We start from the raw sequence: 13778 nt of genomic DNA on the forward strand, positions 1-13778 counted from the left end.
TGACGTCGTATCGGCGTCGTATCGGCTCAGCCGTCCGTGTCCTTCAGGTCCTTCTAGAGTCCTTCACGTCCTTCGGTTCCGCGAGCAGTTGCTCCGTGTAGGCCGCCGCGGCCGGACCGAGGCGCAGGACGAGATGGCTCGACGCCGAGTTGACGTCCCGCCAGGAGCGCTCGAAGGGGCTTCCCTGAGACTGGCCCGAGGTGCCGGTCGCGCGAAACATCAGGTTCGTGGCGGTCAGCAGGCGTTCGGCCACCAGCGCGCAGTCCCGGGCGCTGCGCGCCGTCAGCAGGGCGGTAGGCGCGCCCCCGTCCGCGACGGACGCCGCCCGGTGCAGCAGGAGCAGTGCTGTGTCGAGGTCCCAGGCGGTCCGGGTGAGGACCTCGCGGAAGGCCACGTCCGTTTCCCGGGCGGCTCCCCACTCGGTCCACCGGGCGAACATGCCGCGGGTGGCCCCCAGGATCGGGGTGACGAACGACAACCCGTTGACCGCCTTCAGCGGCACCCGGTGGCACGGCGCGGGGGAGGGGGAGCCCGTGCCCTCCAGCACGTGCTCGCGCGGGAACGACCGGTGGACGGGGACGAACACCTCCTCCAGCACGAGCGTGTTGCTGCCCGTGCCGCGCATCCCCACCGACAGCCAGGTGTCGCGGACGGTGTACGCGGCACGCTCCACCGCGAAGTAACGGGCCTCCTCCTGATGCGCTCCCTCCGCCGGCGTCATGGCGCACACCAGCGCCCAGTCGGAGTGGTCCACGGCGCTGATGAACGACCAGGTGCCGGTCAGCCGCCAGCCGCCGGGCACCGGGCGGGCCCGTCCCACCGGCATCAACGCGCCGACCAGCAGCGGGTCGGGGCCGTCTCCCCAGATCTCCTGCTGGCCCTCGGCCGGCAGATGGGCGGCCATCCGGGCCACGGTCGCGCCGAGGGACGCCACCCAGGCCGCCGCGGTGCACCCTTCGCCGACCACCGTCACGGCGTCGACCAGCGCGCCGAATCCGCCGGCCGCGCCGCCCCAGCGGGCGGGCACGAAGTGCCGGGTGAATCCGGCGTCGGCGATCGCCTCGACCACCTCGGCCCGCAGGTGCCGGTCCCGGTCGGCCTCGGCGGCATGCCGGGCGGCCAGCCGCTCGACCTCCTGTGCACGGGAGACCAGCGAGCCGGCCGTGTCGGGCGTTACTGTCGTCGTCATCGTGGCGGCTCCCCGCCGGACGCCGCCGCGTCGGCCGCGGCGATCGCCAGACCGCCGAGCAGGCTCACGTTCTTGAAGAACTCGTTGCGCTCCATCTTCCGCCGCAGCGGGTCCTGCTGGCGCCAGAAGCCGTGCACGGTCACCGTGGTCGGCACCAGGCAGGCGGCCAGCAGGCCGATGCTGAGACGTGGCCGGAAACCCGCGCCGAGGGCGACACCGCCCACGAGCATGCCCGCCGCCGTGGCACGGGTCGCCAGCTCGGGGAACGGGACTCCATGCTTCTCGGCCACCCGGGACAGCGGTCCGGGGTCCCGCACCACTCCATAGCCGCCAGTGACGAAACCGATGGCCAGGAGGGGCCGCGCGAGATTCCGTACAGTCTTCTCCGCCGTGCGCATGAATCCTCTTTCCGTGTGGTTGCGTGTCACGTCAGTGCCGGTCGTACGGCGACGGTCAGCCGGCGGGCCGTCAGCCGTACCCCCTGGCCCCACAGCCGGTGCCGCCGCCGGCCGTGTTCGTCCCAGAAGCGCTGCGGTACGGGATCATCGAGGGCCGGGTCGACGTAGTGGTCGGGGTCCGGGGAGAGGCGTACGAGTCCCCGGCCGTCCGGGCCGGCCGCGTCGAGCAGGGTGAACAGGCCCAGGCCGAAGACGAGTTGGCGAGGCACCACGGGCCGTTCGACGCCGCCATGGTCGATCGCCAGGTGCTCGCGTCCCAGGGAGCGGCAACCGAGCCGACCGACGCGCAGCACCTGCTTGCCATCCACCCGCCAGGTCACCGTGCCGGCCGAGCGTTCGAAGGCGATCTCCAGGAGGTGGCCGCGGTCGCCCTCGCCGTCGCCGGGGGAGCGGTCCGCGACAGGAATCAGGTACGAGAACGCGGCCCGGTCGTCACCAGGCCGGTACAGCCGCTCGTAGACGGCGTGGATGCGCCGGTTGGTCAGGAAGAAGTCGAAGACCAGGCCGCTGTATGGGTCCAGCGCGATCAGTGCGCCGGCCGCGAGCCGGGCGTCCGACTCCGAGTCGGTGACCGCGTCGCCGAACGGGTGCCGGCCGGCGCCGAAGACACGCGGGGCCAGCCAGGCCGTGACGGTGAGCTCACCGCTCTCCGGCGCGTCGAAGCCCGGCAGTCCGGAGGCGGCGGTGCGCTCGACCAGGGCGCACCACTTGAGGTGGTCGTCGGCGCCGCCGGGGCCGGTGGCATGGCCGAACTCCGGCGGGGCGCCCGGCGCCCGGTGGGCCCCCGACTCGACGACCAGCCCGCTCCCGGTGGTCCGTATCGTCGCGTCCCCGTGCAGCAGTTCACCCACCGGCCGCAACCGCCAGTCGGCGTCGGGGCCCTCGCACCCGAGGCCGGCCGTGCCGTGCCAGTCGAACAGGGTCCGGGCGGCGGGAGTCTCCTCCTCCGGGCTGGCCCGGCCTGCCTCACGCTCCCGGTAGCGGCTTTGGCGCATGGCTGCCGTACTCCTTTCGACGACGCGAGGTGTGCGCCGCAAGGGTCTGCGGCGCGGCTCGAAGGGGGCTCGACCGCCGCTGGACAGTCCCGGGCTGTTCAACCCGGCCTCCAGCGGGATTCCAGCCGCCGCCGTGAGCCTGGCCACCGGACCGGCGACGGCGAGCGACTGCGGAGGCCCATACATGGCAGACATAGCAGGCACGACAGGCGGGGTGGCGAAGGAGAACGGCACGGGTCGTTGGTTGCTGGTGTTCGGCGCGACCGGCAGGCAGGGCGGTGCCGCCGCCCGGCAGCTGCTCGACCACGGCTGGGGGGTACACGCATTCGTCCGTGACCTCGGCCATCCCCGGGCCGAGGAGCTGGCCGCGAAGGGCGCGGTGCTCGTCAAGGGGTCCCTGGACGACCCGGACTCGGTACGTGCGGCGACTGCCGGGGCGTACGGCGTGTTCAGCGTCTTCACCCCCACCCACGGAAACGGCCTGGACGGCGAGGAGCGGCACGCGGCCACCGTCGCCGCCGCGGTGCGGGAGAACGAGGTCGCTCATCTGGTGCACAGCTCGGTCGGCGGGGTGGAGAACCCGGGTGGCGTCGGCTGGCGTGAGACCAAACTGCGCGTCGAGCAGATCATCAGGGCGGCCGGCCGCCCGACCACTTTCCTGCGTGCCGTCTACTACATGGAGAACTTCCTCGACCTCCCGCCGGTGCCCGACGGGCAGGGCGGGCTGCTCCTGAGCCGCGGGCTGCTGCCGGACACCGTCCTGCAGATGATCGCCTCGCAGGACATCGGCGTCTTCGTCGCCGACGCCTTCGACCACCCCGAGGACCACCTCGGCCGGAACATCGAGATCGCCGGCGAGGCACTGACCGGACCGGAGATCGCCGCCGTCTTCGCACGGCACACGGGGCTGCCGACGCGCTTCGAGTCCGAGCCCATCGAGGAGATCGCGAAGCGCAACGAGTGGATGGCCAAGACCTTCGTCTGGTTCAACGAGATCGGCTACAAGGCGGACATCCCGGCGCTGCGCGCGGCCCACCCGGAGCTCCACACCTTCGAGTCGTTCCTGCGCGAGAGCGGCTGGGCGCCGACGTCGCCCGATGCCGGATGAGCACCTCCGCGCCCCTGGGCCGCCGGGAAGCGCTGCCCACCCTCACCGGCATGCGCTTCCTCGCCGCCGCGATGGTGTTCGTCTCGCACGCCTTCTTCCAGTTCGTGCCTAGCAGTTGGGGCGCACACGGCGGCATGACCTTCTTCTGGAGCAAGGCTGGTTCCACCGGGGTGTCGTTCTTCTTCGTCCTCAGCGGCTTCGTGCTGACCTGGTCGGCCCGGGAGGGCCAGCGGGCGCGGGCGTTCTGGCGCCGGCGGGCCTGCAAGATCTACCCGAACCATCTCGTGACCGCGGCCGTGGCCGTCGTCCTGCTGCTCGTCGAGGGCCACGCGGTGACGACACATCAGCTCGTCCCGAACCTGCTGCTGGTGCACACCTGGCTGCCCCGCTTCGACGTGCTCACCGGCATCAACCAGGTCAGCTGGTCGCTCGGTTGCGAGGCGTTCTTCTACCTCTCGTTCCCGCTGCTGCTGGTGCTGGTCCGCCGCGTGCCCGAGCGGTGGCTGTGGTGGTGCGCGGGCGGCGTCGCGGCCGCCGTATGGTGCGTGCCGCTGATCTCCCAGCTGATCCTGGCGGGCGGCACGCCGTCTCCGACGGGGAACGGTCTCTCCGTCACCCAGCTGTGGTTCGTCTACTTCTTCCCGCCGACCCGGGCGCTGGAATTCGTGCTCGGCATGCTCCTGGCACGCCTGGTCATGGCGGGGCGCGGACCGCGCATCGGCCTGCTGCCCGCGGGAGCGCTGGTCATCGCCTCCTACGTCGGAGCCCTGTACGCACCCGGCCAGTACGGCACGGTCGCGGTCACCTCCGTACCGCTGACCCTGCTGATCACCGCCGGGGCCCGCGCCGACATCGGCCGGGGCAGTTCGGCGCTGCGGGGCCGGACGATGGTGTGGCTCGGCGACGTGTCGTTCGCCCTGTACATGGTCCACGAACTGGTCATCGACCGGGTGGCCCTGGCCATGGGCATCGACCCCGCCCACTCACTGAACACCTGGCAGGCTACGGGACTGTCCCTGCCGGTGCTCGCGCTCTCCCTGCTGTGTGCCTGGCTGTTGTACGCCCTGGTGGAGACCCCCGTCATGGAGCACTGGAGCCGGGCCCGCCGCCCGGCCGGGGCCGCCGCCCACAGGGCGATGGCCGCCTCTTCGACCCCCGCCTCGGCCCCTTCCCTTGATTCCTCCGAGAGGTGAGTTCCCTTCATGTCGCTCATGCCGCCATCGGACGACCCGACCGCACTCGGCCCCGACGAGTTGTTCCAACTGGTCTTCAGGAGTGCCCCCTGGACCTTCCAGAGCCTGTATGTCGCCGCCCGCCTGGGGCTTGCGGATCTACTCGCCGACGGACCGCTGAGCAGCGACCGGCTGGCCGAGGCCACCGACAGCCACGCCGACGCCCTCTACCGTTTCTGCCGGGCGATCGCGGCGCTCGGCCTGTTCCGCGAGCACCCTGGCCGGGTCTTCGAACTGACCCCGGCGGGCGAGGCGTTCCGCAGCGGGGGGCTGGCCCAGTTCACCATCGTCAATGGCGCGGAGAACTTCCGTTCCTGGGCCGACGTCATGTACACGGTGCGCACCGGGAAGCCCGCGTTCGACGAGATCTACCACATGTCCGCGTTCGACTTCCTCGACCGGAACGAGGAGGCCCGGCAGGTGTTCCACAGGATGGTCGGGCGCGGCACGGTGCCGCCGGTCATCGACACCTGCGACTTCTCGAAGGACACGCTGGTCGTCGATCTGGGCGGCAGCGTCGGGACGTTGCTCGCCCATGTGCTGAAGGCCCATCCGGGCCTGCGGGGCATCCTCCAGGACCTGCCGACGGTGGCTGAGGCCGGGGAGGCCGCCGCCCTGCTGCACGAGCAGAAGGTGTCGGACCGGGCGGAGATCGTCGGGCGGAGCTTTTTCGACGGCGTGCCCGAAGGGGCCAGCACCTATGTGCTGTCCCGGGTGCTGCACGACTGGGGCGACGACGACGCGCTGCGCATCCTGGGCCGGGTCCGGGACGCGATGGGGCCCGAATCCCGTCTCGTCATCATCGACCAGGTGATCCCGGATGTCCCGGGCTTCCATCCCGGCAAGTTCTCCGATCTGCAGATGCTGGTGGTGCTGGGCGGCCGGGAGCGCACCGTGGACGAGTTCCGCGACCTGCTCGCCCGGGCCGGGCTGAAGATCACCGACGTACGGCTGCCGGGGCAGGGCGACGGACCGCGCACGGAGGCTCTCCTCGAGGCACGGGCCTGAAACGGACCCAGCGCAGGGGCCCGAAACGGACCCTCGCACGGTACGGACGCCGGGTGGCCGCCGCCGGGGCCGCCACCCGGCGTCCGCTCAACCCGCGGGAGCGGTCTCGGCCTCCGTGCCGGGCCTGTTCCCGTCGGCCGCCTCCACGGCCTTGGCGCGGCGCTCCAGAGCCGTCATCAGCACGGGCGGCACGGTGGCGAGCGCCGACGTGGCCAGCACCCACACGAAGGTGGTCCCGAAGCCGGAGGCCTGCGCGGACACCCGGGCGCCCGCGCTGTTGAGATGCTGCTGGAGCACGACCACGAACAGTGCCGTGCCCATCGAACCGCCGATCCTCTGGAGCATGTTCAACTGCGGTGAGGCATCGTTGATCTGAGCCGGTTCGAGCGCGCGGAACGCCGCCGTCATCGCCGGCATGCCGGCCAGGCCGATACCGAAGCCGCGGAAGACCATGGCGGCTCCCAGCAGCCAGTACGAGGTGTCGGCCGAGATGAGTACGAACGGAACCGTGGCCGCGACGCAGACGACACCGCCGATGACCGCGGTCAGGCTGCCGATCTTCTCGAAGAGCCGGCCGGAGAGCCACATGGCGAAGGCCGCGCCGATGCCCTGCGGGGCGAGCAGCATACCGGCGCCGACCGCGTCCTGACCGCGGACCACCTGGTAGTACAGCGGCATCAGGATCATGCCGCCGAAGATTGCCGCGCCCATCGCGAAGGTGGCGAAGGACGCCGCGCTGAACATCTTGTTCCGGTAGAGCCGCAGATCGAGCACGGGGTGGGCGGCCCGCAGGGCGTACACCACGAACACGGCCGTGAGGGCGAGTCCCGCGAGGAACGGCCCCAGTACGTCCGTGGTGAGCAGGGAGGCGTTCGATCCGGCCTGGGCGAGCCCGTAGGTCATGCCGACCGCGCCCGCGGACACCAGGAGCAGCCCCCAGACATCGAGTGGCCCGGCCGGTGCCAGCTGGTCGCGCGGCAGCATCCGTGCCGTCAGATACAAGGTCAGCAGACCGACCGGCACATTGATCCAGAAGATCCACTCCCAGCCCGCATGGTCCAGCAGCAGCCCGCCGATGGTGGGCCCGAAGACCGGGGTGAGCACCATCGGCACGCCGATCGCGCTCATCACCCGGGCCAGCCCCTTGGGCCCGGCGGCCTTCACGAGGATCGTCTGGCCGACCGGCATCATCATCCCGCCGCCGACGCCCTGGAGAACCCTGAAGGCGATCAGCATGCCGGCCGACGGGGCGAGCCCGCACAGGGCCGAGGCCAGGGTGAACACGGCGAGCGACCAGCCGTAGAGCCGACGGGGGCCGAACCGCAGCGTTGCCCATGCGGAGAGCGGGATCACGGCCGCAAGAGCCAGCAGATAGCTCGTCACGACCCACTGGACACGGTCTAACGAGGTGTGGAAATCGAGGGACAGATGGCGCAGGGCGACATTGACGACGGTCGAGTCCAGGAAGACGAGGATCGCCCCCAGCAGCACGACCAGCACGGCCTGCTTGGCTTCGGGGGCCAGGCCAGGCTTTTCGTCGGCGTGAGTAGTCATGCCCCCATAATCAATCGACTGGATGATACTGTCAATCGAGTGGTTGATTGGCTAGAGTGTTCGCATGACGGTCAACGACAGCGGTTTTCTCGTGGGCGGTGGACAGGCGACGGACGCGGACCAGGAGCGGACCCGGCCGCGCCGGGCGCCGCAGCGCGAGGATCGTCAGCGGGACGCGGAGCGGTCCAGACGGCTGCTGCTCGACGCGGCCCTCGACGAGTTCGCCGCCCATGGGCTGGCCGGCGCCAGGACCCAGGACATCGCCCAACGAGCAGGCGTCAACAAGCAGTTGATCAACTACTACTTCGGCGGCAAGGACGGTCTCTACACCGAGCTCCAGCACAGCTGGGCCGAGAAGGAGGCGCTCTTCGCCGCGGAGAACGCCCCGCTGGCCGATGTCGCGGTCCGCTATCTCGAACGCGGCCTGCTGGACCCCCGGCCCGCCCGGCTCGCCATCTGGCGCGGGCTCTCGGACGAGCCCCAGGAGCTCCCGGCGGAGTCGGAGGCGATCGGCGCCGACATGGCCAGGCTGGAGCAGGCCCGTGAGCGGGGCGAGATCGCGGACGACCTCGAACCGGGCTTTCTGCGGCTGGCCCTGATGGGCATGATCATGGCGCCGATCGTGATGCCCCAGATCGCTCGTGAGGTATCCGGGCTGGACCCGCGATCGCCCGAGTTCCAGGCGAGGTACGGCGAGCAACTGCGCCGCCTGATCGGCCATCTCTCAGGGAGCGCCGAGAACGAAGCCGACGAGACCGCCGACGACGCCTGACACGCGGCGAACCATGGTCCCCGCGCCCCGAGGGGTGCGGGGACTCGTCGTGTGCGGCTCGGGCGGGCGAACAACTCACGGGCCGCAGCAAGCCATTGCCGACCGTCGGCGCATCTCGCGACCGCCGTGCCCGTGACCACCGGGACGCGCTGACTCGTCCGGCCGCTTCGCGGCCATCATGCCGGCGGTCCGCGTGTGCACGGCCGTGGGTCGCTCGGCGTGCTTCCCGCTGTCCCGCGGAGAGGTCAGTACAGCCCGTCGGTCAGTTCGCGGAAGCGGGCCAGGCGGGCGATCTCGGCGTCCGCGCCACCGGCTCCCCGGCGGTTCGACAGGGTGATGTGCGACGCTCCCGCCCGCCGCCAGGTCTCCAGCCTGGGGACCCACTCCTCCTCCGGCACCAACTGGAGCGGAATGCGGGCCTCGATGCCGAAGTCGTCCACGTTCCGGCCGTGCTTCGCCACCAAGGCGCGCAGCCGGCGGACCACATCGAGACCGGCGTCGACGTTGCGCATCAGCGGGCCGAACATCTTGTAGCCGTCGGCGATCCGCGCCATCCGGTCCAGCACCACCGGTCGCGGCACCCCGCCGCCCTCGAAGTCACCGCCGCCCATCCACACGGGCACCGGCCGCACCGGACGCGGATTGACGGCCACCTCCTCCAGCTGTATCAGCTTGCCGCGGTAGTTGACGAACGGCTCGGTCCACAGCAGCCGCATCACCTCTACCTGCTCCTCGATGAGCCGGCCACGGGTCGCTGGGTCGACGCCGAACGCGGCGACCTCCTCGCGGTTCCAGCCCACGCTCACGGACAGCCGCAGCCGACCCTCCGAGAACAGGTCGATCTCCGCCGCCTGCTTGGCCGCGAGCCCTGCGGAGCGCAGCGGCAACAGTACCGACGCGGCGATCTCGACCCGGGAGGTGAGGGCGGCCACGAACGCGGCCCGGGTGAACGCCTCGTGCCACGGCTCGCACGGGGAGATGCTCGACGGCCAGTTCGGCGCACGGGCCGGCAGGACATGCTCGCCGAAGCCGAGATGGTCGTAGCCCATCTCCTCGAATGCCTGGACGTAGTCGCGCAGTTCGGTGTGGGTGGCGAAGTACGGAAGGTCGCCCCCGATCCGTAACCGGCGGTCGGGAGTGTGCTCAGGGATGGTCACGCGAGAATCCTCCGTGCTGATGTCGGACGCCGCTGGTGACGGACGTCTTCACATGGCCCGATCGATACTCTCAGCTCTCCCTGGAGGGCGACTAGATTTCCCGCACTTGGCCGGATTTCCGGCGCTGGACCGGATTCCAGTGCCTCGCGAGCCCTGCTCCAGCGGCTCCGGTGATCCTGAGCGCCGCTACGGAGGGAGCAGGGGATGAATCAGCACGGTGAGTTCGGCACGGCGACCCGACTGCCCACCGGGGTCAGTCTCACGGCGGTCGGCATCGCCGCAGGGCGGGCCGCGGAGAGCGACCGGGAAGAGCCGCTCTTCCGGGATCCCTACGCACAGGCGTTCGTGGACGCCGTGGGCGGCAGTGCCGTCGACGGCATGAAGGACTTCTCCGGGTACGTCGCGGTCCGCACCCGGTTCTTCGACGACTACCTGGACACCGCGGCCCGTCGGGGCTGCCGGCAGGTGGTGATCCTCGCGGCCGGCCTGGACACCCGGGCATTCCGGCTGAACTGGCCCGACGGGACGCGCCTGTTCGAGGCGGACCTGCCGGAACTGCTCGCGTTCAAGGAGCAGGTGCTGTCCGGGCGCCGGGCGCGGCCCGCCTGCCGGCGGACCGTGGTCCCCGTCGACCTGCGGGAGGACTGGCCGGGTGCGCTGGCCGAGGCCGGCTTCGAGGCGGGGCAGCCGACCGCCTGGCTGGTCGAAGGACTGCTCCCCTACCTGGAAGAGACCGAGAACGACGAACTTCTCGACACCGTGGGGAGGTTGTCGGCGCCCGGCAGCGAACTCGCCATGGACCACATCGACTCGTCGACCAAGCGGAAACGGCTGGCCGCGATGTCGGACACCCTCGACGGCATCGGCGCGACCTGGAGGTCCACGCTCGACGACCCGGCGGGCTGGCTGCGCGGTCACGGCTGGCGGATCGGCGACGCCCCCACCGTGGGCGCGCTGGCCGCACGGTACGGGCGCGGTGCCGCGCTGGCCGCCGAGACGGGCGCCAAGCCGAGCGGTCTCGCCAGCGCCGTACGGGAGGACTGAGCGGTGGGCACCACCCGCTGTCCACTCGCTCTCGTCTGCCGGGTGCACACCGAACCCGACGGCGACGACCACACCATCCCGTACACCCTGGGGTTCACGGTCACCGCGCCCGGCACGGTCGCGGTCGGCGAGGAGTTCGAAATCGTCCTCGCCCCCGACCCCCTCACTTTCAACCCGAGGATCAGCAGCGCCGTCCACGACATCGCCCTGTCCTTCCGGGTGCCGGGGCACGCCCGGGACGTCTCCCACACCCTGGCGGGCGGCGAGGCCGCGTACACCGAGCCGCGCGGCGGGAGCCGGCTCGTGCTGCGCGTGCCGGGGCCGCTCGTACCCGGCACGCCGTTCACGTTGCCCACGCTCCGCTGGACCCTGTGCGCCGACGGTACCGGGCCGGTCGAAAGCGGCCTCGCCGGCGGGGACTTCAGCGACCCGGCGTGGAGTTACCGGTGGTCGCGGGAGCGGGACGCCAGGGAAGGCACCGTGGTCGGCCACGTGCACCCGCATCGGGCGCTGTCCCGGACCCTTCCCGCGACCTGACCGGCCGCTCCGGGCCCACGCGTGCCCGGGGCGGTCACTGCCGCAGCAGGTGGGCCTCCGCGTCCGCCACACCCGCGAGTTCGAGCGCGTCGGCCGCCGCCCGGAGGATTCCTACCCGGCCCTCCAGAGTGGTGGCCGCCGCCGAGACCATCACCCCCAGCGTGGTAACACCGGCCTCGGCGTACTCGGCCATCCGGTCGGCGAGCCGGGGAACCGGCCCCACCAGGGCCGTACGGTCGATGAAGCCGACGGGCAACGCGGCTCCCGCGCCCGCCCGGTCACCGGCGGCCAGCCGTTCCCGCAAGTTGGCGGCCTCGCGCCCGTATCCCATCCGCCGGGCCATCGCACAGTAGACGTTGTGCTCCGCGTCGCCGATGCCGAGCAGATCCACGTACTTGCCGCGCAGGGCGTCGACAGCCGACTCCACGTCGTCGGCGACCGACGTCGGCAGGCTCGGCAGCACATCGAATCCGGCCATGCCGAGCCCGGCCGCGCTACGTCCCTTGCGGATCTCCGCCACCGCGTCGCCGACGGCCTCGGGCGAGGTGAAGACCCCGATCCAGCCGTCCGCGATCTCGCCGGCCAGCCGCAGGGCACGGGGCCCCACTGCCGCCAGATAGACCGGAATCCCCTCCCGTACCCGCTCGGTGACCAGCAGCAGCGGGGCGGCGTCCCGGTCGGCCCCCGCGGCGGGCAGCCGGAAGTGCTCGCCCGCGTACGTGACCGGCCGGCCGGTCAGCGCCTGGCGGACGATGTCCACGTACTCCCTGGTCCTGGCCAGCGGCCGGTCGAAGGGCACCCCGTACCAGCCCTGCGACACGTCCGGATTGGACACCCCGAGCCCCAGCCGGAACCGGCCGCCGCTCAGCGCGTCCAGCGTGGCGGCGGTGAGCGCCGCCATCCCCGGGGCGCGGGCCGGGATCTGCATCACCCCCGAGGCGAGACCGATGCGTTCGGTCGCCCCGGCCGCAAGACCCAGCACGCTGACCGCGTCCGAGAGGTAGCCCTCGGGCGCGAGCACCACGTCGTAGCCCAACTCTTCGGCGGTACGGGCTAGTTCGGCCGCACCCTGGTACACCAGATTCGCCGCAAGTCGCACGTCGTCTCCCCAACTCGGCGGCCGGACCGCCGCTCGTACGGCATGTCAGATGAGGTGGGCGCCGCCGTCCACCAACAGCACCTGGCCGGTCGTATAGGCCGCGCCGGCCAAGCCGAGCACGGCCTCCGCGACGTCCTCGGGCAGCCCTACACGGCGCAGCGGCGTGCTCTCGCGGACCTTCTGCGCGATCGGAGCGAAGAACGGGCTGTCCCGGATCCACGGGGTCTCGACGAGCCCGGGGGCCACCGCGTTGACCCGGACGCGCGGGCCCACCGCGGCGGCCAGCAGCCTGGTCATGTGCTCGATCGCCGCCTTGCTCACGGCGTACGGAACGGAACTGCCGGCCGGCCGGCTGCCGGCGATGGACGAGATGTTCACCACCGCGCCGCTACCCGACGCCATCAGGTGCGGCATCGCGGCCACCGTGGTCTGCCAGGTGCCGATCACGTTCAGCGCGAGGATCTCCCGCCAGACCTCGGGAGTCGCCGCCGCCAGATCGGTGTGCGGGATCGTCCGGGTCCGCCCGGCGCTGTTGACCAGCAGGTCGAGTCGCCCGAAATGCTCCACTGCGTCGGCCACCAGCTGCCCGGCCTCCGCCTCCACCGAGACATCGGCCCGCAGGTACACGGCGTCGGGCAGTGACGCGGCGAGCTTCTCGCCGTCCTCCACCGACCGCACGGAGTTGACCACGATCCGGAACCGTGCCTCGGCCAGCCGCCGGGCGACGGCCGCTCCGATCCCGGACGAGGACCCGGTCACCAGGGCGACCGGCGCGGTGCGTTCCCCCGCCGCCATCAGTAATTCCCCAGCCCGCCACAGACGTTGAGCGCCTGTGCGGTCACCGCAGCGGCGTCGTCGCCGACCAGATACTCGACCATCGCGGCAACTTCGCGGGTCTCAACATAACGCCCGAGCGGCACGCGCGTGGTGATCCGGTCGTGCGCCTCCTGCTCGCTCACCCCCCAGATGCCCGCGTAGTGTTCCCTGACCCGCTCGGCCATGGGCGTCTCGACGAAGCCGGGGCACACCGCGTTGACCGTGATGCCGGTCCTGGCCAGTTCCAGACCCAGCGCCTTGGTGAACCCCACCACGCCGTGCTTGGACGCCGAGTACGGTGATGCGTGCACCACGCCCTGTTTGCCGCCCGTCGAGGCGATGTTGACGATCCGGCCGCTGCCGGCCGCGAGCATCCCCCCGGTGGTGAGCACCTCCTTGGTCATCAGGAACACGCTGGTGAGGTTGGTGTTGATGACGTCGAGCCACAACTCGTCCGGGATCTCGGCGGTCGCCCCGCCGCCGCTGCGGCCGGCGTTGTTGACCAGCACGGATACCGGGCCGAAGCGCTCGGCCGTGTTCCTTACGTACTCCTTGATCTGCGCGGCGTCCGAGACGTCGCACACCGCCCCGTCCGCCTCGTACCCCTTGTCCCGCAGTTCCTTGACGGTCGAGGTGAGCGCCTCTTCGCCACGGGCCGAGACATGGACCCGGGCGCCCCGGGCGGCCAGCCGCTGCGCCACCTCCCTTCCGATCCCGCTGGTGGCGCCGGTCACGAGGGCCAGGGGCCTGACTGTCCCGCTCATGCGGTCTCCCGTCGCTTTCGTCGTTGTGCCGGTCTTCCGGGGCAG

The 13778-nt window shown here is 71.5% G+C and carries 14 protein-coding genes; 6 read left to right on the plus strand and 8 right to left on the minus strand.

What is annotated here, in order from left to right; translation table 11 throughout:
• Positions 1-43: 43 nt before the first annotated feature.
• From ACIRVK_RS11920 to ACIRVK_RS11930, 3 genes are read right to left on the minus strand one after another with little or no spacing between them, the layout of a single operon-like run.
• Positions 44-1189 (minus strand): acyl-CoA dehydrogenase family protein, encoded by a 1146-nt coding sequence (locus ACIRVK_RS11920; RefSeq protein ID WP_404245788.1) that lies wholly within the window; start codon positions 1187-1189, stop codon positions 44-46.
• The gene (locus ACIRVK_RS11925) at positions 1186-1587 is read right to left on the minus strand and encodes a DoxX family protein (RefSeq protein ID WP_404245790.1); all 402 of its coding nucleotides are present in this window, start codon (positions 1585-1587) and stop codon (positions 1186-1188) included. The genes ACIRVK_RS11920 and ACIRVK_RS11925 overlap by 4 nt, the downstream gene beginning before the upstream one ends.
• Before the next feature lie 26 nt (positions 1588-1613).
• The gene (locus ACIRVK_RS11930) at positions 1614-2642 is read right to left on the minus strand and encodes a DUF6081 family protein (protein ID WP_404245792.1); all 1029 of its coding nucleotides are present in this window, start codon (positions 2640-2642) and stop codon (positions 1614-1616) included.
• Positions 2643-2826: 184 nt separating this feature from the next.
• On the opposite strand from ACIRVK_RS11930, the gene ACIRVK_RS11935 reads away from it, so the two are divergent.
• From ACIRVK_RS11935 to ACIRVK_RS11945, 3 genes are read left to right on the plus strand one after another with little or no spacing between them, the layout of a single operon-like run.
• Entirely contained in the window at positions 2827-3750 is a 924-nt protein-coding gene (locus ACIRVK_RS11935; protein WP_404245793.1) for an NmrA/HSCARG family protein, read from the plus strand.
• A complete protein-coding gene (locus ACIRVK_RS11940; protein WP_404245795.1) occupies positions 3747-4943 on the plus strand; it encodes an acyltransferase family protein in 1197 nt (398 codons plus the stop codon). The genes ACIRVK_RS11935 and ACIRVK_RS11940 overlap by 4 nt, the downstream gene beginning before the upstream one ends.
• 18 nt (positions 4944-4961) lie before the next feature.
• Positions 4962-5990, plus strand: a complete 1029-nt coding sequence (locus ACIRVK_RS11945; RefSeq protein ID WP_404245797.1) for a methyltransferase — start codon at positions 4962-4964, stop codon at positions 5988-5990.
• A gap of 87 nt (positions 5991-6077) precedes the next feature.
• On the opposite strand, the gene ACIRVK_RS11950 is transcribed toward ACIRVK_RS11945, so the two are convergent.
• Positions 6078-7544: a DHA2 family efflux MFS transporter permease subunit gene (locus ACIRVK_RS11950; protein WP_404245799.1), complete on the minus strand. Its 1467-nt coding sequence runs from the start codon at positions 7542-7544 to the stop codon at positions 6078-6080.
• 64 nt (positions 7545-7608) lie between these two features.
• On the opposite strand from ACIRVK_RS11950, the gene ACIRVK_RS11955 reads away from it, so the two are divergent.
• Positions 7609-8316 carry a TetR family transcriptional regulator gene (locus ACIRVK_RS11955; protein WP_404245801.1) on the plus strand — a complete coding sequence of 236 codons (708 nt, stop codon included), beginning with the start codon at positions 7609-7611 and terminating at the stop codon, positions 8314-8316.
• Positions 8317-8561: 245 nt separating this feature from the next.
• On the opposite strand, the gene ACIRVK_RS11960 is transcribed toward ACIRVK_RS11955, so the two are convergent.
• Positions 8562-9473, minus strand: coding sequence for a TIGR03619 family F420-dependent LLM class oxidoreductase (locus ACIRVK_RS11960; RefSeq protein ID WP_404245803.1), 912 nt, complete (start codon positions 9471-9473; stop codon positions 8562-8564).
• Positions 9474-9677: 204 nt separating this feature from the next.
• On the opposite strand from ACIRVK_RS11960, the gene ACIRVK_RS11965 reads away from it, so the two are divergent.
• Both ACIRVK_RS11965 and ACIRVK_RS11970 read left to right on the plus strand, forming a co-directional pair.
• Positions 9678-10517 (plus strand): class I SAM-dependent methyltransferase, encoded by an 840-nt coding sequence (locus tag ACIRVK_RS11965; RefSeq protein ID WP_404245805.1) that lies wholly within the window; start codon positions 9678-9680, stop codon positions 10515-10517.
• A 3-nt stretch (positions 10518-10520) separates the two neighbouring features.
• Positions 10521-11054: a hypothetical protein gene (locus tag ACIRVK_RS11970; protein ID WP_404245807.1), complete on the plus strand. Its 534-nt coding sequence runs from the start codon at positions 10521-10523 to the stop codon at positions 11052-11054.
• 34 nt (positions 11055-11088) lie between these two features.
• Here the strand turns inward: ACIRVK_RS11970 and ACIRVK_RS11975 are convergent, their stop codons facing one another.
• The 3 genes from ACIRVK_RS11975 to ACIRVK_RS11985 are packed head-to-tail and all read right to left on the minus strand — an operon-like array spanning position 11089 to position 13733.
• Entirely contained in the window at positions 11089-12153 is a 1065-nt protein-coding gene (locus tag ACIRVK_RS11975) for an LLM class flavin-dependent oxidoreductase (protein ID WP_404245809.1), read from the minus strand.
• 45 nt (positions 12154-12198) lie between these two features.
• Positions 12199-12948, minus strand: coding sequence for an SDR family NAD(P)-dependent oxidoreductase (locus ACIRVK_RS11980; RefSeq protein ID WP_404245811.1), 750 nt, complete (start codon positions 12946-12948; stop codon positions 12199-12201).
• Positions 12948-13733, minus strand: coding sequence for an SDR family NAD(P)-dependent oxidoreductase (locus ACIRVK_RS11985; RefSeq protein WP_404245813.1), 786 nt, complete (start codon positions 13731-13733; stop codon positions 12948-12950). The genes ACIRVK_RS11980 and ACIRVK_RS11985 overlap by 1 nt, the downstream gene beginning before the upstream one ends.
• Positions 13734-13778: the final 45 nt, after the last annotated feature.

Origin of the sequence: Streptomyces sp. NPDC101152 (assembly GCF_044768275.1) — a bacterium.
GTDB lineage: Bacteria > Actinomycetota > Actinomycetes > Streptomycetales > Streptomycetaceae > Streptomyces.

Coding starts and splice junctions, on each gene's coding strand:
- ACIRVK_RS11920 (WP_404245788.1), bottom strand. CDS start 1,189: ATGACGACGACAGTAACGCCCGACACGGCCGGCTCGCTGGTCTCCCGT.
- ACIRVK_RS11925 (WP_404245790.1), bottom strand. CDS start 1,587: ATGCGCACGGCGGAGAAGACTGTACGGAATCTCGCGCGGCCCCTCCTG.
- ACIRVK_RS11930 (WP_404245792.1), bottom strand. CDS start 2,642: ATGCGCCAAAGCCGCTACCGGGAGCGTGAGGCAGGCCGGGCCAGCCCG.
- ACIRVK_RS11935 (WP_404245793.1), top strand. CDS start 2,827: ATGGCAGACATAGCAGGCACGACAGGCGGGGTGGCGAAGGAGAACGGC.
- ACIRVK_RS11940 (WP_404245795.1), top strand. CDS start 3,747: ATGAGCACCTCCGCGCCCCTGGGCCGCCGGGAAGCGCTGCCCACCCTC.
- ACIRVK_RS11945 (WP_404245797.1), top strand. CDS start 4,962: ATGCCGCCATCGGACGACCCGACCGCACTCGGCCCCGACGAGTTGTTC.
- ACIRVK_RS11950 (WP_404245799.1), bottom strand. CDS start 7,544: ATGACTACTCACGCCGACGAAAAGCCTGGCCTGGCCCCCGAAGCCAAG.
- ACIRVK_RS11955 (WP_404245801.1), top strand. CDS start 7,609: ATGACGGTCAACGACAGCGGTTTTCTCGTGGGCGGTGGACAGGCGACG.
- ACIRVK_RS11965 (WP_404245805.1), top strand. CDS start 9,678: ATGAATCAGCACGGTGAGTTCGGCACGGCGACCCGACTGCCCACCGGG.
- ACIRVK_RS11980 (WP_404245811.1), bottom strand. CDS start 12,948: ATGGCGGCGGGGGAACGCACCGCGCCGGTCGCCCTGGTGACCGGGTCC.
- ACIRVK_RS11985 (WP_404245813.1), bottom strand. CDS start 13,733: ATGAGCGGGACAGTCAGGCCCCTGGCCCTCGTGACCGGCGCCACCAGC.